We start from the raw sequence: 19,294 nt of genomic DNA, 5'->3' as shown, positions 1-19,294 counted from the left end.
ATTTTTAAGCATAAGCCACAGCAACACCGGAAGAGGAGTCATCCAAAAGATGCTGTTCACGCCCTTCAGCGACTTTCTGCAGAGGCTAGGCCAGTACGGATCCCATTGGACAATGCTGGCCCTAATCTTGGGATTCGCCTGTGCTCACAGCGGACTGGCCTACTTGCGACCCTGGGGGGAAAGCCGGCTGGGATCCCGTCTGTACCGCATCTTCTTTGCTCTGGTGAGCCTCAGTTTGGCACCGCTGTTGCTCATCTATTTTTTCAACCACCGCTACGACGGGGTGATTCTCTGGGATCTCCAAGCCGTCCCAGGCATTCGCACCACCGTTGCTCTTTTGTCTGCCCTCTCTTTTTTCTTTTTGTATCCGGCCACCTTCAACTTGCTGGAGATCGCCGCCATTCGCAAGCCGGAGATCCACCTGTTTGAAACCGGGATCATCCGTATCACCCGTCATCCCCAAATGGTGGGCCAGGTGATCTGGTGTGTGGCCCATTCCCTGTGGATTGGCTCCAGCTTTATGGCGGTGACCTCGCTTGGGCTCATTGCCTACCACCTGTTTGCGGTTTGGCACGGGGATCACCGCCTGGAGCGGAAATACGGGCAGGCCTTCCGCGATCTCAAGGCGCGCACCTCCGTGATCCCCGGCTTGGCCATTCTGCAGAAGCGACAGCAACTGCGCCCCCAAGAGTTTTTTCGCTGGGCCTATCTGGGGGTATTCAGCTTTGTATTGATTCTTTATGCTTTCCATCCCCAAATGGTTTCTGCAGCCAGCCAAGTTGCCTGGTAGCATGATCCCAAAGAACTTCTTTAGTTTGGGAGTGATGGCCTTGCAAGTTGCTTTAGATGCTTTTAATCAAGAACTTTTGACAAGTGATGGGTTGGTTTTGGTGGATTTCGGCGCCCCTTGGTGTGGCCTGTGTCGCTTCATTCAGCCGATTACCGACCGTCTCGTAGCCGAGTGGGGAGGGGCGGTCAAAGTACTGCGGGTGAATGTAGACGACAATTTTTGGCTGCCGCGCCGCTATCGGGTGCGCTCTTTGCCAACCCTAATTTTGTTTGAGAAAGGTCAAGAAGTGCAAAGGCTGGAGCACTTCGCCAGCCGCGATGAGGTGCTTCGCCGCTGCGAGCAGTTGTTTCTTGACCACCTGCGCTACCTGGGTTCGGGAGCCTGCTCATCCTTGTTTGAGCCCCAAGCCCCGCCGCCCGGCGTGTAGAGGGTGATCACGTCGCCGGCTTTTAGGGAGCGGCTGATTTTGCCAGGCAAGGGATCCCCGTTGAGGAGGTTGATCCCCACTTGGCCTGGCCCGCCTCCCTGTTCTCCTTGGGGGGCATAGTGGCGCCGCTCGGTGAGCAGGGAGAGGGTGCAATCCTGCAAAGTCTGGATGGAGCGGATTAGCCCCCAGCCGCCCCGCTGTTGGCCATGGCCGCCGGAATCCTGGCGTAGCTCGTAGCGCAGTACCCGCAGGGGATACTCCAGCTCCAGAGCCTCGATGGGGGTGTTGAGGGTATTGCTCATGCCCACATGCACTCCGTCCAAACCCGGTCGTTGCCGGCTGGCCCCCTGACCACCTCCCAGGGTTTCGTAGTAGGTGAAGTGGCGGTTGCCCAGCACACAGTTGTTCATGGTGCCCTGCCCCTGAGCGATGCTCCGCAATCCGGCCACGGGAGCCAGAGCTTTGAACACCACATCGGCAATTCGCTGCGAGGTTTCCACATTGCCCGCCACCACTGCTGCCGGAAACTGGGCATTCACCAAGCAGCCGGGCGGCGCCACGATCTCGATGGGATCCTCCAGGCCGACATTGCTGGGGGCCGTGGGATCCAACAGACAACGCAGGGCAAACAACACTGCCGAGCGGGTGACGGCCAGCGGCGCATTCAGGTTTCCCGCCATGGCCGGAGCGGTACCGGTGAAGTCCACCCGCAGCTTCTCGCCCCTGACCTCCACCTGCACCCGAATCTCAAGGGGCGCGGGCGGATCCCCGTAGCCCTCCAACCAATCCTCAGCCGTGTAGATCCCATCGGGCAGAGCCTGAATTTGCGCCCGCATCCGCCGGCGGCTGTATTCGATCACCCCCGCGATCAACTGCCAAGCTTCCTCTTCTCCAAAGCGGGCCAGCAACTCCCGAAACCGGCTCATCCCCACTGCGCTGGCCCCCACCTGGGCCTGCAGATCCCCCCGCCGCTGCTCGGCATTGCGCACATTGGCCAGGATTAGGCGCAGCAGATCCTCCTGCCAGTACAACTCTCCTTCTAGAGAGAGCCCAGCCAGCCGTACCGGCGGGATCACCAGCCCCTCTTGCCAAAGTTCTGTGGAGTCGGCGGGCATGGAGCCAGGGCGCATCCCTCCAATATCAGCGTGATGAGCACGGTTCACAGCATAGGCGCAAATCCGGTCGGGATCCCGCCAGCCGGGAATGGCTGCGACCACCGTGACGTCCGGCAGATGGGATCCCCCCTGGTAGGGATCGTTAAGGACAAACACATCTCCGGGGCAGGGGTCGGCTGCCACCACCGCCCGCACCGCCTCCGAGAGGGCTCCCAGATGTACCGGGATGTGGGCCGCCTGGGCAATACAGGCCCCTTGCGCGTCAAACAGAGCTGTGGAGCAATCCCGCCGTTCCTTGATGTTGGCCGAGTATGAACCGCGGATGAGGCGCGCCCCCATCTCTTCGGCAATCCCCGCCAGAGCGTTGGCCATGACCTGCAACCGGATGGGGTTGGAGACAGGACGGTTGCTATCCATACCTCTCCAATCAAAGCCTGCGCCGCAGCCAAACGGCCACCCTGCGGATCCCTTGCCAGAACTGCAAACGACGCTGCCAGCGGTCAAGGGTACGGCGACTCTCGCGCAGACGGTCTCGCAGACGCAGCAACTCAGCCGGGGTGGGAGCCAAAGCCTGCTGAGCTGCTTCTCGCCAATCAGCCATGGCCCGCTCCGTAACCCCAAGAGCCGAGCGCAGGCTCAAAATGATGGGGATAAGGGCGATCAGAGCCAGAAACAGCAGCCCGTTAAGAGCACAAACTGCCCAGACGGCCCATCCTGAAACTCCCATCGGCATTTACGGAGGTCTCCGGGTAGGGATCCCGACAAGCCTCACTGCTGCTGCAGCATCAAGGGGCGCAACACACGGCCATCCCCCACCACAACCACCGTTGACAGCACCTGCCCGCCGCGACGGAAGGTAATCGGCACCGATTGGCCCACCGGGGTGTTTTGAATGATTTGTTGCACATGCTGCACGGAGGTGACCCGCTGCCCATCCACGCCAATCAGGATATCGCCTTGGGCCAAACCAGCTCGTTGAGCAGGGCCGTCTTGGAGCAGGCCGACCACCTGCACCCCTTGAACTTGCGGTGCGGGGCCGAACAGACGACGGCTGATGGCGCTCTGAGCCTGCTCGCCGTTCACCGTTTCAATGGCAACTCCAATGAAGCCGTTGCCTACAGCAGAGGAGGCAGGCGACCACTGGACCCCGAAGCTGTTGGCGTCGCTGCTGACCTGAACCGTGGAGCTGTAGGGATTGTAAGCTTCACCCCCAACCGAGCCGCAGGGGTAGGCCACAACTGCATCTGCCAGCAAAAAAGAGGCGGGCAGGGCTAGGGCAAGCTTGAACAGATGGGTTGGTTTCTGCATGGTTCGACCCTGGAAACGGTGAAGTAGAAATGAGCTTGAATCCGCGAAGCACTTGGGTGGATGCACCAGCCAGGTGTGGGCAGCTTGCACCGCCCCTCCCTCAGTGATAAACCCAAAATCGCCAACTGTCGATAGGCTTGGCCGTGCTTCTGGGCTGGCTCCCGAGGTTTTGCCGGCCTTCCTGTAGCAATTCTTCAAGTCTTGGGATCCCTTGCAGCCCTCAGCTCACCCGGCTACAGGGCTCACAGGCTGGCAAAGCGATCGGTGGCCTCCAGCAGGGCAGCGCGGATTCCGGGTTCGGTGATGGAATGTCCGGCATCGGGGATCATCCGAAACTCCGCTTCCGGCCAAGCCTGATGCAGTTCCCAGGCAGAAATGGGAGGGCACACCACGTCGTAACGTCCCTGGACGATCACCGCCGGCAGATGCCGCAGCCGTCCCACCCCCCTGAGGAGCTGATCCTCGGGATCCAAAAAACCGCCGTGGACAAAGTAATGGCACTCAATGCGGGCAAAGGCCTCGGCAAACTCTCCTCGACCAAAGCGCTCGATGAGCTCTGGGCTGGGGATCAACTTGCTGGTGCTGGCCTCCCAGACGGACCAGGCGCGAGCTGCCCTCAGCCGTACCTGGGGATCTGGGTCGTTTAGGCGGCGGTGGTAGGCTGCCAGCAGGTCATCCCGCTCTTCGGGAGGGATCGGCTCCAGGTAATGTTCCCAAGCGTCGGGGAAAAAGTAGCCGGCCCCCGACTGGTAAAACCAGCGGAGCTCAAAAGGGCGCAAGAGAAAAATGCCCCGCAAGACAAACCCTAGGCAGGATTGGGGGTGGGTTTGCCCATAGGCCAGGGCAAGGGCACTGCCCCAGCTGCCCCCGAACACAAACCAGCGATCAATGCCCAGATGCTGGCGCAACTTCTCGATATCCGCCACCAGATCCCAGGTGGTGTTCTCCCGCAGCTCGGCATAGGGGCGACTTTTCCCGCAGCCCCGCTGATCGAACAGCACCACCCGCCAGCGGCTGGGATCGAAATACTGCCGGTAGATGGGATCGATCCCGCCTCCAGGCCCCCCGTGCAAAAACACCACCGGCTTGCCTGCCGGGTTGCCGCACTGCTCGTAGTACAGGGTGTGGAGGGAGGAAACCGCCAGAAAGCCTTGATCGTAGGGCTCGATGGGGGGATAGAGATCGCGCGACATAACTTGAAGCTCTGCTGGTCATCACTCTCAGGGTCTGCGCAGGGCAATGGTGGCCTTGGGCGGGATCCCTTCCTGAAAGGTCTCGCCATCCGCGGCCAGGATGACAAATTGCAGCTCCTGACCCGGCTGGGCGCCCAAATTGCTCCAGGGGATGGCCACCTCCAAACAGGCATCCACCACCGCCTTCACTTGATGGCCGATGGCGTGCCAGGTGTGGTACTCCCCTGCCTGCAAGAGCTGGGCTTGCACCTCTGCCGGATGCTGGCCGGTGCCGGGAGGCGGCAGTGACAACCGCAACAGGTGGCGGTAGTGGTAGTTGAGAGGGGCTTCTGCCGGCAATCCCTGCAGGGGAATGGGGCTGTTGACGGTGACGCGGTTGGGATAGAACCACAGCACCAGCAATTGCCTGGGCCGCTGCACCACCGAGTTAAAATCCAGCCGCAGATAGAGGTTGAAGTGATCGAACCCGTACCAGAGGCGACGAACAATGCTGTTGCGGTGCATGGTGCCTCGGGCCGCTCCAATCTCCACCCGCCCGGCTTGGCTCCACTCCCGTTCTGCCGGACGACCGTTGATGGCCGGGTGGATAAACCCCTGCGGCAGGCGATCCCCTAGGCCGTCATGATCCTCCAGGGGAAATTGCAGCACGGTCGGCACCGCCTCTCCCAAAGCAGTGTAGAGCGCCTGCAGGTGCTCCCGAAACAACTGGTCGAAAACGGCATCATGGGCGGAGGAGTGGCCTGCCCCAAACCACCAGAACCAATCGGATCCCTCGGCGGCCCAGAGGGCTTCCCAGGCTTGGGGATTGGCGCGGGGATGATCCTGAATCACCTGGCGGGCCTGAGCCAAGAGCTCCCAAGCGCGGTTTTTGACGGGATCCCCAATCCAGGTGGTGAAGTCCGCCTCGATCCAGGAGCCACTGTGCAGCTGCTCTGCCGGCAAAAACTCAGTGGGAGGAAACTGATCCAGAAACTCGGAGACCGTCACCAAGCGCAGCGCCGGGTGCTGGCTGAGGCGGGTATAGAGGTTTTCCAAGAAGGGCCGGCCATCTTGGGGGTAGTACTCCCAGCAGTTTTCCCCATCCAGAGCGATGGTCACCAGCCAGGGCTGCTCCTGGGGCAGGCGGTTGCGGATGCTCTCCAGATGGCCGATGAGATCTTTGGCGGCAGCATCGGCGGGCATGGCGCTGTAGCTGAAGCCAATCAAATCCGAAAGGCGGTGATCCCGAAAGACGATGGCCAGATCCCCCCGCTCGGTTTCCAGGCGGTAGGGGCGGTAGAGCTTCTCCGGCTCCAGAATGTGGCCCTGCCCATCGCGGTGAAACGGTTGACCCAGGCTCCACCCCAAAACCCCTTCGTCGGAGATGATCCACTCAAAGCCCTGTTTTTGCACAATCGGCACAATGGCAGGGCTCACCGATTGCTCCGAAGGCCACAGGCCCCGCGGCTCGCGGCCAAAGCGCTCCCGATAGATCTGCTTAGCCCGCTCCAGTTGGCTGTGGACATCCTGCTCCCAGTGAAAGGGGTAGCGAGGCAAAGGCAACCCTGGCCGAGCCACCCGCGCCGAGCGCTCGCTCACCAACAGGGGCAAGATGGGGTGGGTATAGGGGCTGGTGGTCAGCTCCAGTTGGCCGTTGCTCTGCAGTTTGGCGTGTTGGGGCAGGATAGCGCCGAGGATCTGTTGTTGCTTGGCGTAGATCCGCTGCCGATCCGCCAGGGTAAAACCGGATCCCATCTTAATCCAGCCCTCAATCTCAGGATCCTCCTGAAAGAGGGGATCAAACCAAGACAGGTTGTGCCAGGCCAGCAGATCGCTGAAGTCCTGCGGAGTCCAGTACTGCAGACACCAGTTCACCCCCTGAGATTCCCGTTGGTTGTAGAGCTGCCGGTAACGGGGGTAGGGCTCGATCATGGTGGGGTAGTGGCTGTCGAAAAAACGCTCGACCACAAAGCGCAGTTGATCGGGGCCGAGCTTTTCGACAGGGGATAGGGTCAGTTCCAGGTAAGGATCAAAAGCCGAGCCGGCCACATACTCTTCGATTTGTAGAATCAGGGAGGGCACCAGGTTAATCGTTTGGTGCAAGCGGGGATAGCGCTCCAGCAGCAAGACCAAGTCCAGGTAATCTTTGATCCCGTGTAGGCGCACCCAAGGCATGCGATATTTACCCGCCACCGGACTTTTGTAGAGGGGTTGGTGTTGGTGCCAAACCAGGGCGACGTGCAGCGGGTAGGTCATGGGCGGTACCGGATCCAACCATCACCCGGATACTAGCCCATCTGTCTGGCTGGCGATCGTAAGAAACTCTTGAATGTCCGAGCTCTGCCGGTGTCGATGGCGGTGGGGAAAAGCTTGCCATTCGCAAGATTCCTCAGGAGAATGGCGGCAAAAGGAAGAGCTGAGCCATGACTGCCGCTACCCACCTTCTGGAACAGTCGATCGTTGTCTTTTCCCAAAACTATTTGCCCATCAGCCGGGTCAATATCAAGCGGGCAATCGTGCTGCTGCTAACAGGCAAAGCCGAACCGCTCTCGATGATGAATGTGCCGGTGTGGAAGGTGCGCTCCCCCAGCCAGGTCATTGAAGTGCCCGAACATATTCGCCTGACCATCAAGGGCAAAGAGCGCGCTTGGCGCGTGCCCCCTGTGAATCGGCGGGAGGTTTTGCGGCGGGATCACCACACCTGCCAGTATTGTGGCACCACCCACAATTTGACCTTGGATCATGTCGTGCCCCTCTCCAAAGGGGGATCCCACAGTTGGGACAATGTGGTGACGGCTTGCGAACGCTGCAATCAACGCAAGGGCAACCGCACCCCTGAAGAAGCCAACATGCCCCTGCGCAGCAAACCCCGTGCCCCTCTCCACCCAACGGTGGCTTTTGCAGAACAGTTTTGGCGCGAGCACCAAAGTCGGCAAGATCGGCAAGATTGAGGGTTGCCGTGCAAGCTAAGATCGGCGAACCCTGTTCCATCGATGAGGATCCGCGTCGGCCATGATGACCGTAATGGAGTTTTTTGCCCTCAGTGCCGGGGAGTGGATGTGCCAGCGCACCAGCCATCATTTGGCTTTTCGCCGCTCTGAGGGGGGGAGGTCGAGAGTCCAAATTGCAACGCTTTCGGCAACCGATCCGGCAGTCATACGGGTTTGCGAGTTGTTCAAGGTGGATCCCCGACGAGCTGTGGGAGCAGCGCGGGTGCAGTGGGATGGCGAGCAGGAGTGGGATAACGAAGAGTACAAGGGAGATGTGGTGCTGGTACCTATCCCCGATGAGACCGATCCCATGCGCGGGCAGTTGCTGCGGGATCAGGGCTACGCCGAGAAAGTGCCGGTGGCCGGTACCTATGTCATGGGATCCGATGGCGCCCTTACCCTTTACACCCAGTATGAGATGACTGAGTCGGAAGAGCGCATTTGGTTTGCCAGCCCCAACTTGCGCCTGCGGGCCAGCACTGTCAAGCGGTTCGGTGGCTTCAGCATGGCTTCTTTCTGCTCCGAGGTGCGTAAACTCTCCGTCGGCCCTTCTCCCACCCCTACGGTGGCCGAATCCAGCCCTTTCCGCAGCTAGAGCTGTTTCTCCTCAACTGCAACGCGGGTTGTGCTATGCACCAAGTCTTGGATCTGGGGATTAACCTGCTCCACGCCAATCAACACCAGGCCGACCACAACCGGGAGCACTTTGATGCCTGGGGGGTGACCTGTCTGAACCTCATGAGCGCGCCGGGGGCGGGTAAGACCTCTTTGCTGGAGAAAACCGTGGCCGCTCTGGCTGACTCGCTGCGCCTGGCGGTGATCGAGGGGGACATGACGACCCAACTGGACGCGGAGCGGCTGCGTCGCTACGGGATCCCGGTGATCGCCATCAACACAGGGCGGGCCTGTCATTTGGATGCGGCCATGGTGGCCGGGGGCTTGCGGCAATTGGAAGCGCTACTGGATCCGCAGCAACTGGATTTGCTGCTGGTGGAAAATGTCGGCAACTTGGTCTGCCCGGCGGAGTTTGAGGTGGGGGAACACGCCAAGGTAGCCCTGCTCAGCGTCACAGAAGGGGAAGACAAGCCTCTCAAGTACCCGATTATGTTTCGAGAGGCGGATTGTCTACTGATCACCAAGGTGGATCTGGTTCCTGTCTTAGAGGTGGATTTGGAGCGGATCCAGGCCAACATCCGCGAGATCAACCCTTCTGTGCCGATTTTTTGTCTTTCTGCCAAGACGGGCGTCGGGCTGGAGCCCTGGCTGGGCTGGATCCGAGAGCAGATTCTCCTGGCCCAACGCCGACAGCAGCCGCAGTGAAGGGTATCATACTGGGCATCTGGCCGTGGAACTCTCCTCACCTGAGCTGGCCAGGCAGGGGATGAGTTAGCACCTCTGGCGGGTCAATTTCAGATAACGTGTGTGGATGGAAAATCCCGGCTATGGCCAATTTAAGCGACTTTGTACAGGGCATTGAGCAGTTGATCGAGCTGGCTCAAAAGCTGGATGAGAAAAAACAAAGTGGAGAACTGCGAACCGAAGTCCGCATCCAAACCCGTCCCCTGAGCAGTTCTATCCCCCCTTCCGGCTCCATCCCTCGCCGCCGCAGCCATGCCCAAACGGGGGATCCCCCCTGGAGCAGCGAGCCCCGAGTGGTGTCTGCAACCCGCTTTCAGGAACCATCCCAGGCTGCTGTGCCCGACTCGCCATCAACTTCTGCCGACCGCGCAGAGTCTTGGGCTGGGCCACGTCTCAAGGATGTGGGTGGGCTGAAAGAACAGTTGCAAATCCTGCGGGAGATGGTAGAGCTTCCCCTCAAGCGGCCCGATCTGCTGGCCAAGCTGGGGTTGGATCCGCCCCGCGGCGTGTTGTTGGTAGGCCCCCCCGGCACCGGCAAAACCCTGACGGCCCGCGCCCTGGCCGAGAGCCTGGGGGTGAACTACATCGCCATTGTCGGCCCGGAGCTGATCGGCAAGTATTACGGCGAGGCGGAGGCGCGCCTGCGACAGCTTTTTGAAAAGGCGGCCAAATCGGCTCCCTGTCTGGTTTTTATTGACGAAATCGATGCCTTGGTGCCCAACCGCGCCACCGTCGAGGGGGAAGTGGAAAAACGCCTGGTGGCCCAAATGCTGGGGCTGATGGATGGATTTGTGGCCCAAAAAGGGATCGTGGTGCTGGCAGCCACCAATCGGCCCGAGGCTTTGGATCCGGCTCTGCGGCGACCGGGGCGCTTTGACCGGGAGGTGATCTTCAAGGTGCCGGATCGGGAGGGGCGGCGGGAGATCTTGGCCATCCACACCCGCGACATGCCCTTGGCGGAGGATGTGGATCTGGACAGCTTGGCGGATCAGACCTTGGGCTTTGTGGGGGCAGATCTGCGGGGGTTGTGTCAGGCGGCAGCCTATGCGGCTTTGCGGCGGCAGGTGCCCGATTTGGGATCCCCCATCCCCGACTCGTTGACGGTCTCGGCGGCAGATTTTCAACAGGCTCTGCAACAGGTGAAGCCGGCGGTGCTGCGCTCGGTGGAGATCGAATCCCCACAGGTGAGCTGGGATCAAATTGGCGGTTTGGATCACGCCAAGCAGATTTTGCAAGAGGCCATCGAGGGATCCCTGCTTCACCCTGAGTTGTACGAGCAGGCTCAGGCCCAAGCACCCAAGGGGATCCTCCTGAGCGGGCCGCCCGGCACCGGCAAAACCCTGTTGGCCAAAGCCATCGCTTCCCAGGCTAAGGCCAACTTCATCGCCGTCTCCGGCCCGGAGCTGCTCAGCAAATGGGTGGGATCCTCCGAGCAGGCGGTGCGGGAGCTGTTTGCCCGTGCTCGGCAGTGTGCCCCCTGCGTGATTTTCATCGACGAGATCGATACCCTGGCCCCGGCGCGAGGCAGCTACTCCGGGGATAGTGGGGTCAGCGACCGCGTTCTGGGGCAACTGCTGGCAGAGCTGGACGGGATCCGCCCCAGCCAAGGGGTATTGGTGGTGGCCGCCACCAACCGCAAGGCCAGTTTGGATCCCGCCCTCACCCGGGCCGGCAGGTTGGAGCTGCACTTGAGCGTGGAGCTGCCAGATCGCAACGGGAGACGGGAAATTTTGGCGGTTCACAACCGCAAGCGTCCCCTGGGGCCCGATGTGGATTTGCAAGGGTGGGCTGAGCAAACCGAAGGTTGGAGTGGTGCCGACCTCGCCCTGCTCAGCAACCGCGCCGCCATCGCTGCCATTCGTCGCCACCGGGCCACCTCAGAGTCGGTGGATGCCAAAACCCTGGTCATCCAACAGGAAGACTTCTGTCGGGCCTTTGCCGAGCTGCAGCAGCAACGCCAAGCCGGCTGACCAGGAAAACCGGGTTCGGCGCTCCGCGCTGCTAAAACGAACAAGCCCCGACTTACCGCTACGCGGTTCGCCTTGGCGGGCCGTAGGCCTTAGCAAGCCAGTAGGGCGGCTTTTGCTTTATCGCTACGCGATGCTTTCGCGAACGCCTCTGGTGGCACAGAGCGCTATGATCTTTCTCGAGGCACTGGTGAAAGTCAGTGTATTGCGTCCGGAGCTGAAGTCAGCGACTTTCCCACAGTTGCACCAGTTGGCTTTGGCCTCTGGAGAATTGTATTTCAGAGCCCTCGTCGCCTTTTGGCGCGTGGTGCGCAAGAAAGGTCTGTGGCTCAAACCCACCGGCCTCCTGCGCTGGTTCCCCAACACCTCAGAGAATGAGCTCCATGCCCATAGCGCTGTTCGCCTCTGGCGGCGCGGAGCGCTTGAAAGAATCCCCTGCTTTTAGGGGGGAATGTCAACTCCTCTTCGGCAAATCTCCATGGCCAGGATCAACGACCATTTCCTTAAGCTCAAAGCCGGCTATCTTTTCCCTGAAATTGCCCGACGGGTACAATCCTTTGCCGCCGCCCATCCCGAAGCTCAGATCATCAAAATGGGGATTGGCGATGTCACCGAGCCGCTGCCGGAAGCCTGTCGGACAGCCATGATCCGGGCGGTGGAAGAGATGGGGGAACGGGCCACCTTCCGCGGCTATGGGCCAGAACAAGGCTATGAGTGGCTGCGCCAGGCCATTGCCCAGCACGACTTCCAAGCTCGCAACTGCGATATCGATGCTTCCGAGATCTTCGTCTCCGATGGCTCCAAGTGCGACTGCGGCAACATCCTGGATATCCTCGGCCACGACAACACCATTGCCATCACGGATCCCGTCTATCCGGTTTATGTGGACACCAACGTGATGGCGGGCCATACAGGGCCAGCCAACGAACGCGGCGAATATGAGGGCCTAGTCTATCTGCCCATCACCGCCGAAAATCACTTCACCGCCAGCCTGCCCAGCCAAAAGGTGGATGTGATCTACCTCTGCTTCCCCAATAACCCCACAGGTGCAGTGGCCACGCGGGAGCATCTGCAGAACTGGGTGGACTATGCCCGTGCCCACAACTCCTTGATCCTGTTCGACGCCGCCTACGAAGCTTACATCACCGAGCCTGGGATCCCCCACTCCATCTACGAGATTCCGGGGGCGCGGGAATGCGCTATTGAGTTCCGCTCCTTTTCCAAAACCGCTGGGTTTACCGGCACCCGCTGCGCCTTTACGGTAGTGCCCAAGTCTGTGCGGGGGCAAGCTGCCGATGGATCCTGGGTGGATCTGTGGAGCTTGTGGTATCGCCGCCAATCCACCAAGTTCAACGGGGTGTCCTACATTGTGCAACGAGGGGCAGAGGCAGTTTATTCCGAAGCGGGGCAGGCGCAGGTGCGAGGTCTGGTGCAGTTTTACCTGGAAAATGCCCGCATCATTCGCGAGCAATTGGCCGAGGTGGGGATCCAAGTCTATGGCGGTGTGAATGCCCCCTACGTCTGGGTGAAAACACCCGCTGGGCTGAGCAGTTGGGAGTTTTTCGACAAGCTGTTGCACACCTGCCATGTGGTGGGTACCCCCGGCTCTGGCTTCGGCAGCGCCGGAGAGGGCTATCTGCGCCTGTCAGCTTTCAACAGCCGCGCCAACGTGGAAGAGGCGATGCGCCGCATCGGCAGCGTGTTTGCGGGGGCTGGAGCCGTTGGTTAATTGGGTCTTGACTCTGGGATCAATCCTGAACGGGAACCACCTGCTGGGTTTGGGCAGATCGCTCGGCTGCCTCGGCCACTGCCAGGGCGTGGAGCATGTTTTCGGTATTGATGTAGAGGGGTCTGCCGTGGCGCAGGTGATCCAGCACCATGCGGGTGTCTTGCTCGAAGAGGCCGTGGCGGGATCCCGTCTCTAGAGGGTGGGCGCTGCCGGGCCGCAGCAACGTTGCCTCTTCGCCGTTGATCAATAGGCCCCCCCGTTGACCGTGGAACTCCAGTAGCCGCTGCGAGCACCACAGGGAATCCCCCTTGCCATAGGTCAACACCGCCAGCAACCCACTGGCAAAACTCAGCTGGGCTGTGCAGTAGCAACTGCTGTAGCGGTGGGGCAGATCCGGCCCGTCGTAGCGCAGTTGGCAGCTCACCCGTTCTACCCTGCCCAACAAGTCCACCAAGCGGTGGATGCGAGAAACGGCCCCCATGAGGGGGAAGCCAAACAACTCAGGCCGATAGGTCCAGCGATCGGGGGCGGGGTGGGTGGCGGTGAGAGTGATGTAGCGAACGGCAAACAGCTTGCCCAACCCTTCCAGCTCTTGTTTCAGCAACCGGTGAACGCCGCTAATTAGCTCGATGTGTTCGACGTGCAGCAGCACTTGCCGCTCGGCTGCCAATTGCACCAAGGAACGCGCTTCGGCAGCGCTGAGGGCGAGGGGATATTCCACGACGGTGTGGATCCCTGCCTCCAGAGCAGCACGGGCAATGGCGGCATGATCCCGATTGATGGTGCTGACAAAAACCAGATCCAGCCGCTGCTCGCCCAACAGAGAAGACCAGTCCGAATAGGCGACGGCCCCCAACTCGGCGGCAAAAGCATCGCTCCGGTCGGGAGCTCGACCGGCAACAGCGACAATCTGCACTTGCCCATCTTTGCGCAAGGCCTCGGCCCGTGAGCGAGCTGCGTAGCCGGTGCCGATGATCCCCACCCGCAAGGTTTGTTCCCTCCCCTAGCCTGCCTCTGTCTGTAGCATCACACAGGAGGGATCCTTTGTACCACCCGGCAATCCGGATCTCGCTCCGCCTAGGTTTGCCGGAAAACTCCTGCTGCACCCTTTGATTTTGTGCCTACCTCACAGAGCTGTTCGCCGGTGGGGATCCCATGGGCGTTAGGAAGAAGCTGCTGCTTCAACCTCTTGGGGTTGCGGCGAGGAAAGCGGAAAATGCCGCTCCAACAAAGCCGGGATCCCCTGGGGGGAAACGCCGCTATAACGAGCCTTGTCGGGCATAAACACCACATGGGGGCCCCGTTTGCAATCTTTCATGCAGCCCACCCCCTGCACGCAAATCGAACCAGAGTAGGCGGCCAAGTGGGCGTTCAGGGCTTGCATCACCGCTCCGGCCCCACGCCGATAACAGTCGGATTTCTGGCAGACCAGCACCTTACCTTTGATGTCTGTACCTTTGATATCTCCTTTGATATCTGTGATGTTTGGAGCAACCGGTTCGGAAGCTGCCTCAGCCCCAGAAGCCGAAGACAAACCCCCCGCCCTCTCTCCGAGGGGAACCACCCGGTAAAGCACCCACTTCTCTCGCCCTTTGTGCGGATCCACCTCCCGCTCCCCACAGATCTGCACGGTGTCTCCAGGTTTGAGGGTGCGGTAGAGGGCAGAGCGCAGAGACTTGGGGATCTTGCCGGAAAAAATGTCAGCCCCAGCCTGCCAACGCAGGTACTTGAGCTTGCCATCCTTATCGGGAAGAAATCCCAAAAACTGGCCCTCCGACTCAAACGGGATTCCTTGCTTAGGGAACTTGCTCATCTTGACCCCCAGCCTCTGTGTTGAGCTGCCAACAAACCTCTAGGCCATCCAATAACTCCTGTCGCCGCGCTGTGTGCTGACGGATCACACTGCGCACCTGTAGAACAGCCAATGGAGTACTCGCCTCCACCCGCAGACGACCATCTCCTGTACAAATCGCCGGGATCCCCAATTCCATCAGCCGCCGACCAACGCGCCAGCGCTCGCCCAGAGGAATGTTCAAGAGATAGCCGCGCTCAGAGTCCAGAAAGACGGGGTTCATGGCCGGGATCAGCACCTCAGAGTAAAGAATAGTGAAGAGATGAAACAAATTCTCAATAGCCTTTCAAAAAAAAGCCAGAGGCCGGAAGCTAGGCAGGCTCAAGCCCACCTGTAGACCCTCTGGCTAGACTCTGCCGTTCATCAAGCCAAACACCAGGCTATCGTTGGCCAGGAAGTGATGGAGATGGAAAGCGCGATCCTCTGTTTTCAACAGGATTTGCTCGTAGAGGTAGCGAGTGGCCCGATCCCCAAGGCTCTCCGCCTGGGCTGCCTGTCGCCGCAGCAGATCGATGATGGCCTGCTCTGCCGCCAGGTCGTTCATTAACATTTGCCGCGCCCCAAAAGCTCCATCCGGCTCAGGGGTAAAGCAGCAAAGCTGGGCCAAGGTGGCAAAGCTGGCTACCGGCACACCTCCCAGCCCTTCTAGGCGTTCTCCCAGGTCGTGGACATGCTCCCTCGCCTGCTCGTAGTGATCTTTGAAGAGTTGGTGCAGCGGATAGAACTCAGTGCCTTCTACCACGAAGTGATGCTTCTGGTACTGCAAGTACAGCCCCTGGAAGCTGGCCAGCAGGGCGTTCATCCCCTCGCAAACCGGCTGGGTTATCTCAGTGCCAAGCAAGACAGGATTGTCGCGCACGCTGTTGAAAGACTGGCGCAGGGTTGAAGTTTCGGACATAAAACTCTCCAGCACAAGTTAAAAGGAGCTGTGAATCCTAGAGCGCCCGCCACAACGGGCCTGGGATCCCTGGGTGTTTGCCTCCAAATCTAGCATAGTGCAGAAAATGACTCTTGTGAATAACTCTCAATAAACCCGTTGTTGCGGATCCCGCTGAGCGGGATCAGGGCGCGGACAGATTGGCTCTTGGCTAGGTCAGTCTCCGGTATCGGAAGAAACTTGGCAGTAGGATCCGCCCTGAACTACCTTTGTGGGGCTATCGGCCTTAGGGGAAGAAGCAAGAAGCATGTCTCAGAAAAGCCCATCCTTCTTAGAGAAACTGACTGACCTAACCCGCCAAATTGTTGACCGTGCCCGAGGCATCCCAGAAGCTTCTGAATCTCTCGAGAAGCCAGAAGCCTTTAAGTCTTTCTGGAATTCGGTGTCTCAGATACTACAGAAGGACCTCCTAGAGGCGCAGACAGAGTTGGGCCACTGCAACATCCTGGTCATTGGCAAAAGCGGGGTGGGCAAGAGCACCTTGGTCAATGCAGTGTTTAGAGATGAGCTGGCCCGTACCGGTGTTGGCAGCCCCGTCACCCGCCACATTCGTCAGTATTCCAAGCCAGGTTGCCCAATCACCATCTACGATACACCTGGCATGGAACTAGACGGTGAACAGAATCAGCAAGTTCGCCTGGAGGTTTCCCAGCTTATCGAGGAGCTGCGCTTTAAGGATCCTGAACATCACATCCATGTTGTTTGGTACTGCCTCCACCACGAACTGAAGCGGTTGGAGGAAGTTGAACGCAAATGGCTAAAGGAGTTGGAACTCAAAGACGTTCCCGTCATCTTGGTCTTAACCCAATGCTTGGAATATCCCAATCCTGAAGAGAGCGAGTTTTTCCGGTATTTGCAGCATCAAAATTTGCCTGTCCGCTACATTGTTCCCGTTTTGGCCCGCAACAAGGCGATTAACCGGCAAATTACCATTCCTGCCCACGGGCTGGAGCACCTGATTGGCTGCACGCTAGAGCTTTTGCCGGAAGTGGCTCGCCTTGCCTTTATCCGCCAGCAATTGCTGCGGGTGGATCTCAAAGCCGAGGCTGCCTTTAAGTACGTATCAGGCTATGTGGCCAGTGCAGCGTTTATCGGGGCAGTACCCCTTCCCTTTGCAGATGCCCCTCTGTTGGTTACAGCCCAAGCAGGCATGATTGCCAATATCAGCTTTATTTTTGGCTTCGAGGCTTCCCCTTCTTTTTACTACTCTTTGATAGCCGCTTTGGCAGGCACTACAATTACAACAGCAATCGGGCGAACGATTGTGTCCAACTTGCTGAAGATGATTCCCGGCCCGGGGATTGTAGGCAGCGCTATCCAATCCACTACGGCAGCCACCCTCACTCTCTCTCTGGGCCTGGCCTATATCGAGCTGATGAAGGCCATCGCCCGCGCCAAAATCCAAGGGATCCAGCTATCTCCAGAAGAGATGAAAGATATCTTTATACGCGAGTACCAAAGTTATGTTGCCTCGGGATCCAAAACTCTGAAAGATGACTTTTCATCCTAGCTTTTGCGTAGGTACTGAATCTAGGGCAGGGGAAGGTCGTGGGGTCTCAAACCCAAAGGTGCCATCGACCAGGTAGAGGGGGCGGCCTTTCACTTCTTCAAAAACGCGGCCTAAATACTCGCCAATCACGCCCAAGCTGATCAGCTGGATCCCGCCCAAAAACAAGATCATCACCGCTAAAGAGGCATAGCCAGGTACATCGGAGCCAAAGAGCAAGGTGCGGATGATGAGAAAAAGGCCATACAAAAAGGCTGGAACCGAGATCGCCAACCCTATGTAGCTCCACACCCGCAACGGCCAAGAGCTAAAAGAGGTGATGCCTTCTATGGCTAGGTTCCACAGCCGCCAGTAGTTCCACTGGGTTTTGCCGCGAAAGCGGGGGGCGCGATCGTAAAAAATGGCCGTTTGCCGGTAGCCCACCCAGGCAAAGATCCCTTTCATAAAGCGGGTGCGCTCTCGCAGCTGTTTAACTGCCTCCACCACCTGCCGATCCAGCAGTCGAAAATCCCCCGTATTGCGCGGGATCCGCACCTGGCTGAGTTGATCAATCAACCAATAGAAGCCGTTGGCTGTAAAGCGTTTTAGCCAGCTCTCCCCGCGGCGGCTGCGGCGCACCGCATAAACCACCTGATAGCCCTGCCGCCACTGCTGCAGCATCTCCGGGATCAGCTCCGGCGGATCTTGCAAGTCGGCATCGATGGGAACGACAGCGTTGCCAGAGGCGTGATCGAGGCCGGCAGTAAGGGCGATCTCCTTGCCATAGCAACGGGAAAGGTTCACCACTTTGATACGGGGATCCCGACGATGGAAGGCAATGAGCTTTTCCAGCGTGTTGTCTTGGCTACCATCGTTGACGCAGATAATCTCGTAGGGGATCCCTAAAGGATCCAAGGTCTGCCGCAGACGCTCAAACAGGTGTTCCAGGTTATCCGCCTCATTTTTGCAGGGGACAACAACCGATAATTCAACCAACTCAACCGGGGGCTCAGACAACATCGAGAGGTGTCAGAATCGGGATCCCGTAGTTGGCCATCATTGTGCCATCAGGGGGTGGCCGACATCTCCGCCACAATCGAGCGCAGCTCGTCTTCCGAGATGCGGTAGACCTCGTTGCAGAATTGGCAAACCGCTTCTGCCCCCTTGTCGGTGTGGATCATATCGAGCAACTCGTCCCGCCCCAGCATGCGCAGGGCCCCCTTCACTCGGTCGGAATTGCACTTGCAGTAGAAGCGGATGGTGCGCATTTCCGGCGCAATTTTCAGATCCAAGTCGCCCAGGCAGATTTGCAACAGCTCCCGCAAGCCGCCGCCACCAGCCAACATCGGGCTAAATTCTTCCACTTTGGCCAAACGGGCTTCCATCTCTGGGATCAGACTGGCCGGCGCCCCTGGCATCAGCTGCAACAACACTCCGCCGGCGGCGCGTACCCGCTGTGAGTCGAGATTTACTCCCAGAAGGACTGCCGAGGGAATCTGCTCTGAGGAGGAGAGGTAGTAGGTGATGTCGTCTCCCACCTCTCCCGAAACCAGCTCCACCGCGCTGGTGTAAGGCTGGCCATACCCCAGATCCCGCAGCACATGGAGGTAGCCATAGCGCCCAACGGCTTGGCCCACATCCAACTTGCTCTCGGCAGTGAGAGGAAGCTCAATGGCGGGGTTGCTCACATACCCGCGTACCGTGCCATCCAAGCCGGCATCCACCCAGATGTTGCCCAAGGGGCCATTCCCTTTCAGTTGCAGGTTAATCCGCGCCTGGCGTCGCTTCAAGTTGGCCGCCAGCAACAGGGCTGCGCTCATGGCCCGCCCCAAGGCCACTGTCGCCACATAGGAGAGCTTGTGCCGCTCCCTTGCCTCTTGTACCGCCTGGGTGGCCACCAAGCCCACCACTCGGATTTTGCCTTCTGCCGCCGTGGCCCGGATGAGGTGATCCGGCAGAGATGAGGGCGTACCCTCAGAAATACCTTTCGCTCGCTTCAATCGTTCTGACCCAGAGGCATCCGTCATCGCAACCTCAACGCATGTCTTAAACCAAGCCTGCAGGGATCCCCTGGCGACTCAGCCTTCATTCTAAGTGAGTCTAAGTGAGATTGTAGCCCCTCTCTTGCCGGACTTTGGGGAGGGAACTGCCCTGTCGGGGCG

Annotated in this window: 20 protein-coding genes; 9 read left to right on the top strand and 11 right to left on the bottom strand. The window is 59.4% G+C overall.

Going from position 1 to position 19,294, the window contains the following annotated elements; all coding sequences use genetic code 11:
- Window positions 1–49 precede the first annotated feature (49 nt).
- The gene (locus NW870_RS00940; protein WP_414373392.1) at window positions 50–790 is read left to right on the top strand and encodes an NnrU family protein; all 741 of its coding nucleotides are present in this window, start codon (window positions 50–52) and stop codon (window positions 788–790) included.
- A gap of 34 nt (window positions 791–824) precedes the next feature.
- A complete protein-coding gene (locus NW870_RS00935; RefSeq protein WP_414350227.1) occupies window positions 825–1,217 on the top strand; it encodes a thioredoxin family protein in 393 nt (130 codons plus the stop codon).
- Here the strand turns inward: NW870_RS00935 and NW870_RS00930 are convergent.
- The 5 genes from NW870_RS00930 to NW870_RS00910 form a co-directional block, all read right to left on the bottom strand.
- Window positions 1,154–2,749 (bottom strand): hydantoinase B/oxoprolinase family protein, encoded by a 1,596-nt coding sequence (locus NW870_RS00930; RefSeq protein WP_414373390.1) that lies wholly within the window; start codon window positions 2,747–2,749, stop codon window positions 1,154–1,156. The two genes, NW870_RS00935 and NW870_RS00930, sit on opposite strands and share 64 nt — an antisense overlap.
- Window positions 2,750–2,759: 10 nt before the next feature.
- A complete protein-coding gene (locus tag NW870_RS00925) occupies window positions 2,760–3,065 on the bottom strand; it encodes a hypothetical protein (protein ID WP_414373389.1) in 306 nt (101 codons plus the stop codon).
- Window positions 3,066–3,100: 35 nt separating this feature from the next.
- Window positions 3,101–3,640, bottom strand: a complete 540-nt coding sequence (locus NW870_RS00920; RefSeq protein ID WP_414373387.1) for a PDZ domain-containing protein — start codon at window positions 3,638–3,640, stop codon at window positions 3,101–3,103.
- Window positions 3,641–3,882: 242 nt separating this feature from the next.
- Window positions 3,883–4,833: a prolyl aminopeptidase gene (gene pip, locus NW870_RS00915; RefSeq protein WP_414373385.1), complete on the bottom strand. Its 951-nt coding sequence runs from the start codon at window positions 4,831–4,833 to the stop codon at window positions 3,883–3,885.
- Between the two features lie 27 nt (window positions 4,834–4,860).
- Window positions 4,861–7,068, bottom strand: coding sequence for a glycoside hydrolase (locus NW870_RS00910; RefSeq protein WP_414373383.1), 2,208 nt, complete (start codon window positions 7,066–7,068; stop codon window positions 4,861–4,863).
- A gap of 167 nt (window positions 7,069–7,235) precedes the next feature.
- On the opposite strand from NW870_RS00910, the gene NW870_RS00905 reads away from it, so the two are divergent.
- The 6 genes from NW870_RS00905 (at window position 7,236) to NW870_RS00880 (ending at window position 12,857) form a co-directional block, all read left to right on the top strand.
- A complete protein-coding gene (locus NW870_RS00905) occupies window positions 7,236–7,763 on the top strand; it encodes an HNH endonuclease (protein WP_414373381.1) in 528 nt (175 codons plus the stop codon).
- Window positions 7,764–7,824: 61 nt separating this feature from the next.
- Window positions 7,825–8,397: a phycobiliprotein lyase gene (locus tag NW870_RS00900; protein ID WP_414373378.1), complete on the top strand. Its 573-nt coding sequence runs from the start codon at window positions 7,825–7,827 to the stop codon at window positions 8,395–8,397.
- Between the two features lie 35 nt (window positions 8,398–8,432).
- Complete coding sequence (gene hypB / locus NW870_RS00895) at window positions 8,433–9,122, top strand: hydrogenase nickel incorporation protein HypB (protein WP_414373376.1); 690 nt, start codon at window positions 8,433–8,435, stop codon at window positions 9,120–9,122.
- A gap of 122 nt (window positions 9,123–9,244) precedes the next feature.
- A complete protein-coding gene (locus NW870_RS00890; RefSeq protein ID WP_414358428.1) occupies window positions 9,245–11,131 on the top strand; it encodes an AAA family ATPase in 1,887 nt (628 codons plus the stop codon).
- Between the two features lie 166 nt (window positions 11,132–11,297).
- Complete coding sequence (locus NW870_RS00885) at window positions 11,298–11,573, top strand: hypothetical protein (protein ID WP_414358425.1); 276 nt, start codon at window positions 11,298–11,300, stop codon at window positions 11,571–11,573.
- Window positions 11,574–11,606: 33 nt separating this feature from the next.
- Window positions 11,607–12,857: an LL-diaminopimelate aminotransferase gene (locus NW870_RS00880; protein WP_414373488.1), complete on the top strand. Its 1,251-nt coding sequence runs from the start codon at window positions 11,607–11,609 to the stop codon at window positions 12,855–12,857.
- A gap of 19 nt (window positions 12,858–12,876) precedes the next feature.
- On the opposite strand, the gene NW870_RS00875 is transcribed toward NW870_RS00880, so the two are convergent.
- From NW870_RS00875 to NW870_RS00860, 4 genes are all read right to left on the bottom strand, one after another.
- Window positions 12,877–13,839 carry a Gfo/Idh/MocA family protein gene (locus tag NW870_RS00875; protein WP_414373487.1) on the bottom strand — a complete coding sequence of 321 codons (963 nt, stop codon included), beginning with the start codon at window positions 13,837–13,839 and terminating at the stop codon, window positions 12,877–12,879.
- Between the two features lie 180 nt (window positions 13,840–14,019).
- Entirely contained in the window at window positions 14,020–14,670 is a 651-nt protein-coding gene (locus tag NW870_RS00870; protein ID WP_414357287.1) for a (2Fe-2S) ferredoxin domain-containing protein, read from the bottom strand.
- Window positions 14,654–14,932: an Asr1405/Asl0597 family protein gene (locus NW870_RS00865; protein WP_414357285.1), complete on the bottom strand. Its 279-nt coding sequence runs from the start codon at window positions 14,930–14,932 to the stop codon at window positions 14,654–14,656. Before NW870_RS00865 ends, NW870_RS00870 begins: the two co-directional genes overlap by 17 nt.
- A gap of 123 nt (window positions 14,933–15,055) precedes the next feature.
- A complete protein-coding gene (locus NW870_RS00860; protein ID WP_414357283.1) occupies window positions 15,056–15,607 on the bottom strand; it encodes a Dps family protein in 552 nt (183 codons plus the stop codon).
- A 466-nt stretch (window positions 15,608–16,073) separates the two neighbouring features.
- Here NW870_RS00860 and NW870_RS00855 point away from each other — a divergent pair, with 466 nt between their 5' ends.
- Window positions 16,074–17,156 carry a YcjF family protein gene (locus NW870_RS00855; protein WP_414373373.1) on the top strand — a complete coding sequence of 361 codons (1,083 nt, stop codon included), beginning with the start codon at window positions 16,074–16,076 and terminating at the stop codon, window positions 17,154–17,156.
- Here the strand turns inward: NW870_RS00855 and NW870_RS00850 are convergent.
- Entirely contained in the window at window positions 17,148–18,152 is a 1,005-nt protein-coding gene (locus NW870_RS00850) for a glycosyltransferase family 2 protein (RefSeq protein WP_414373371.1), read from the bottom strand. The genes NW870_RS00855 and NW870_RS00850 overlap by 9 nt on opposite strands.
- A 47-nt stretch (window positions 18,153–18,199) precedes the next feature.
- Window positions 18,200–19,090 carry an Hsp33 family molecular chaperone HslO gene (gene hslO, locus NW870_RS00845; RefSeq protein ID WP_414328989.1) on the bottom strand — a complete coding sequence of 297 codons (891 nt, stop codon included), beginning with the start codon at window positions 19,088–19,090 and terminating at the stop codon, window positions 18,200–18,202.
- Window positions 19,091–19,294: the final 204 nt, after the last annotated feature.

Source organism: Synechococcus sp. R50.1 (assembly GCF_047462115.1).
In the GTDB taxonomy this organism is placed as follows: domain Bacteria; phylum Cyanobacteriota; class Cyanobacteriia; order Thermostichales; family Thermostichaceae; genus Thermostichus.
The sequence above is the reverse complement of the archived record's forward strand: the minus strand, read 5'-3'. Positions and strand labels throughout refer to the sequence as shown.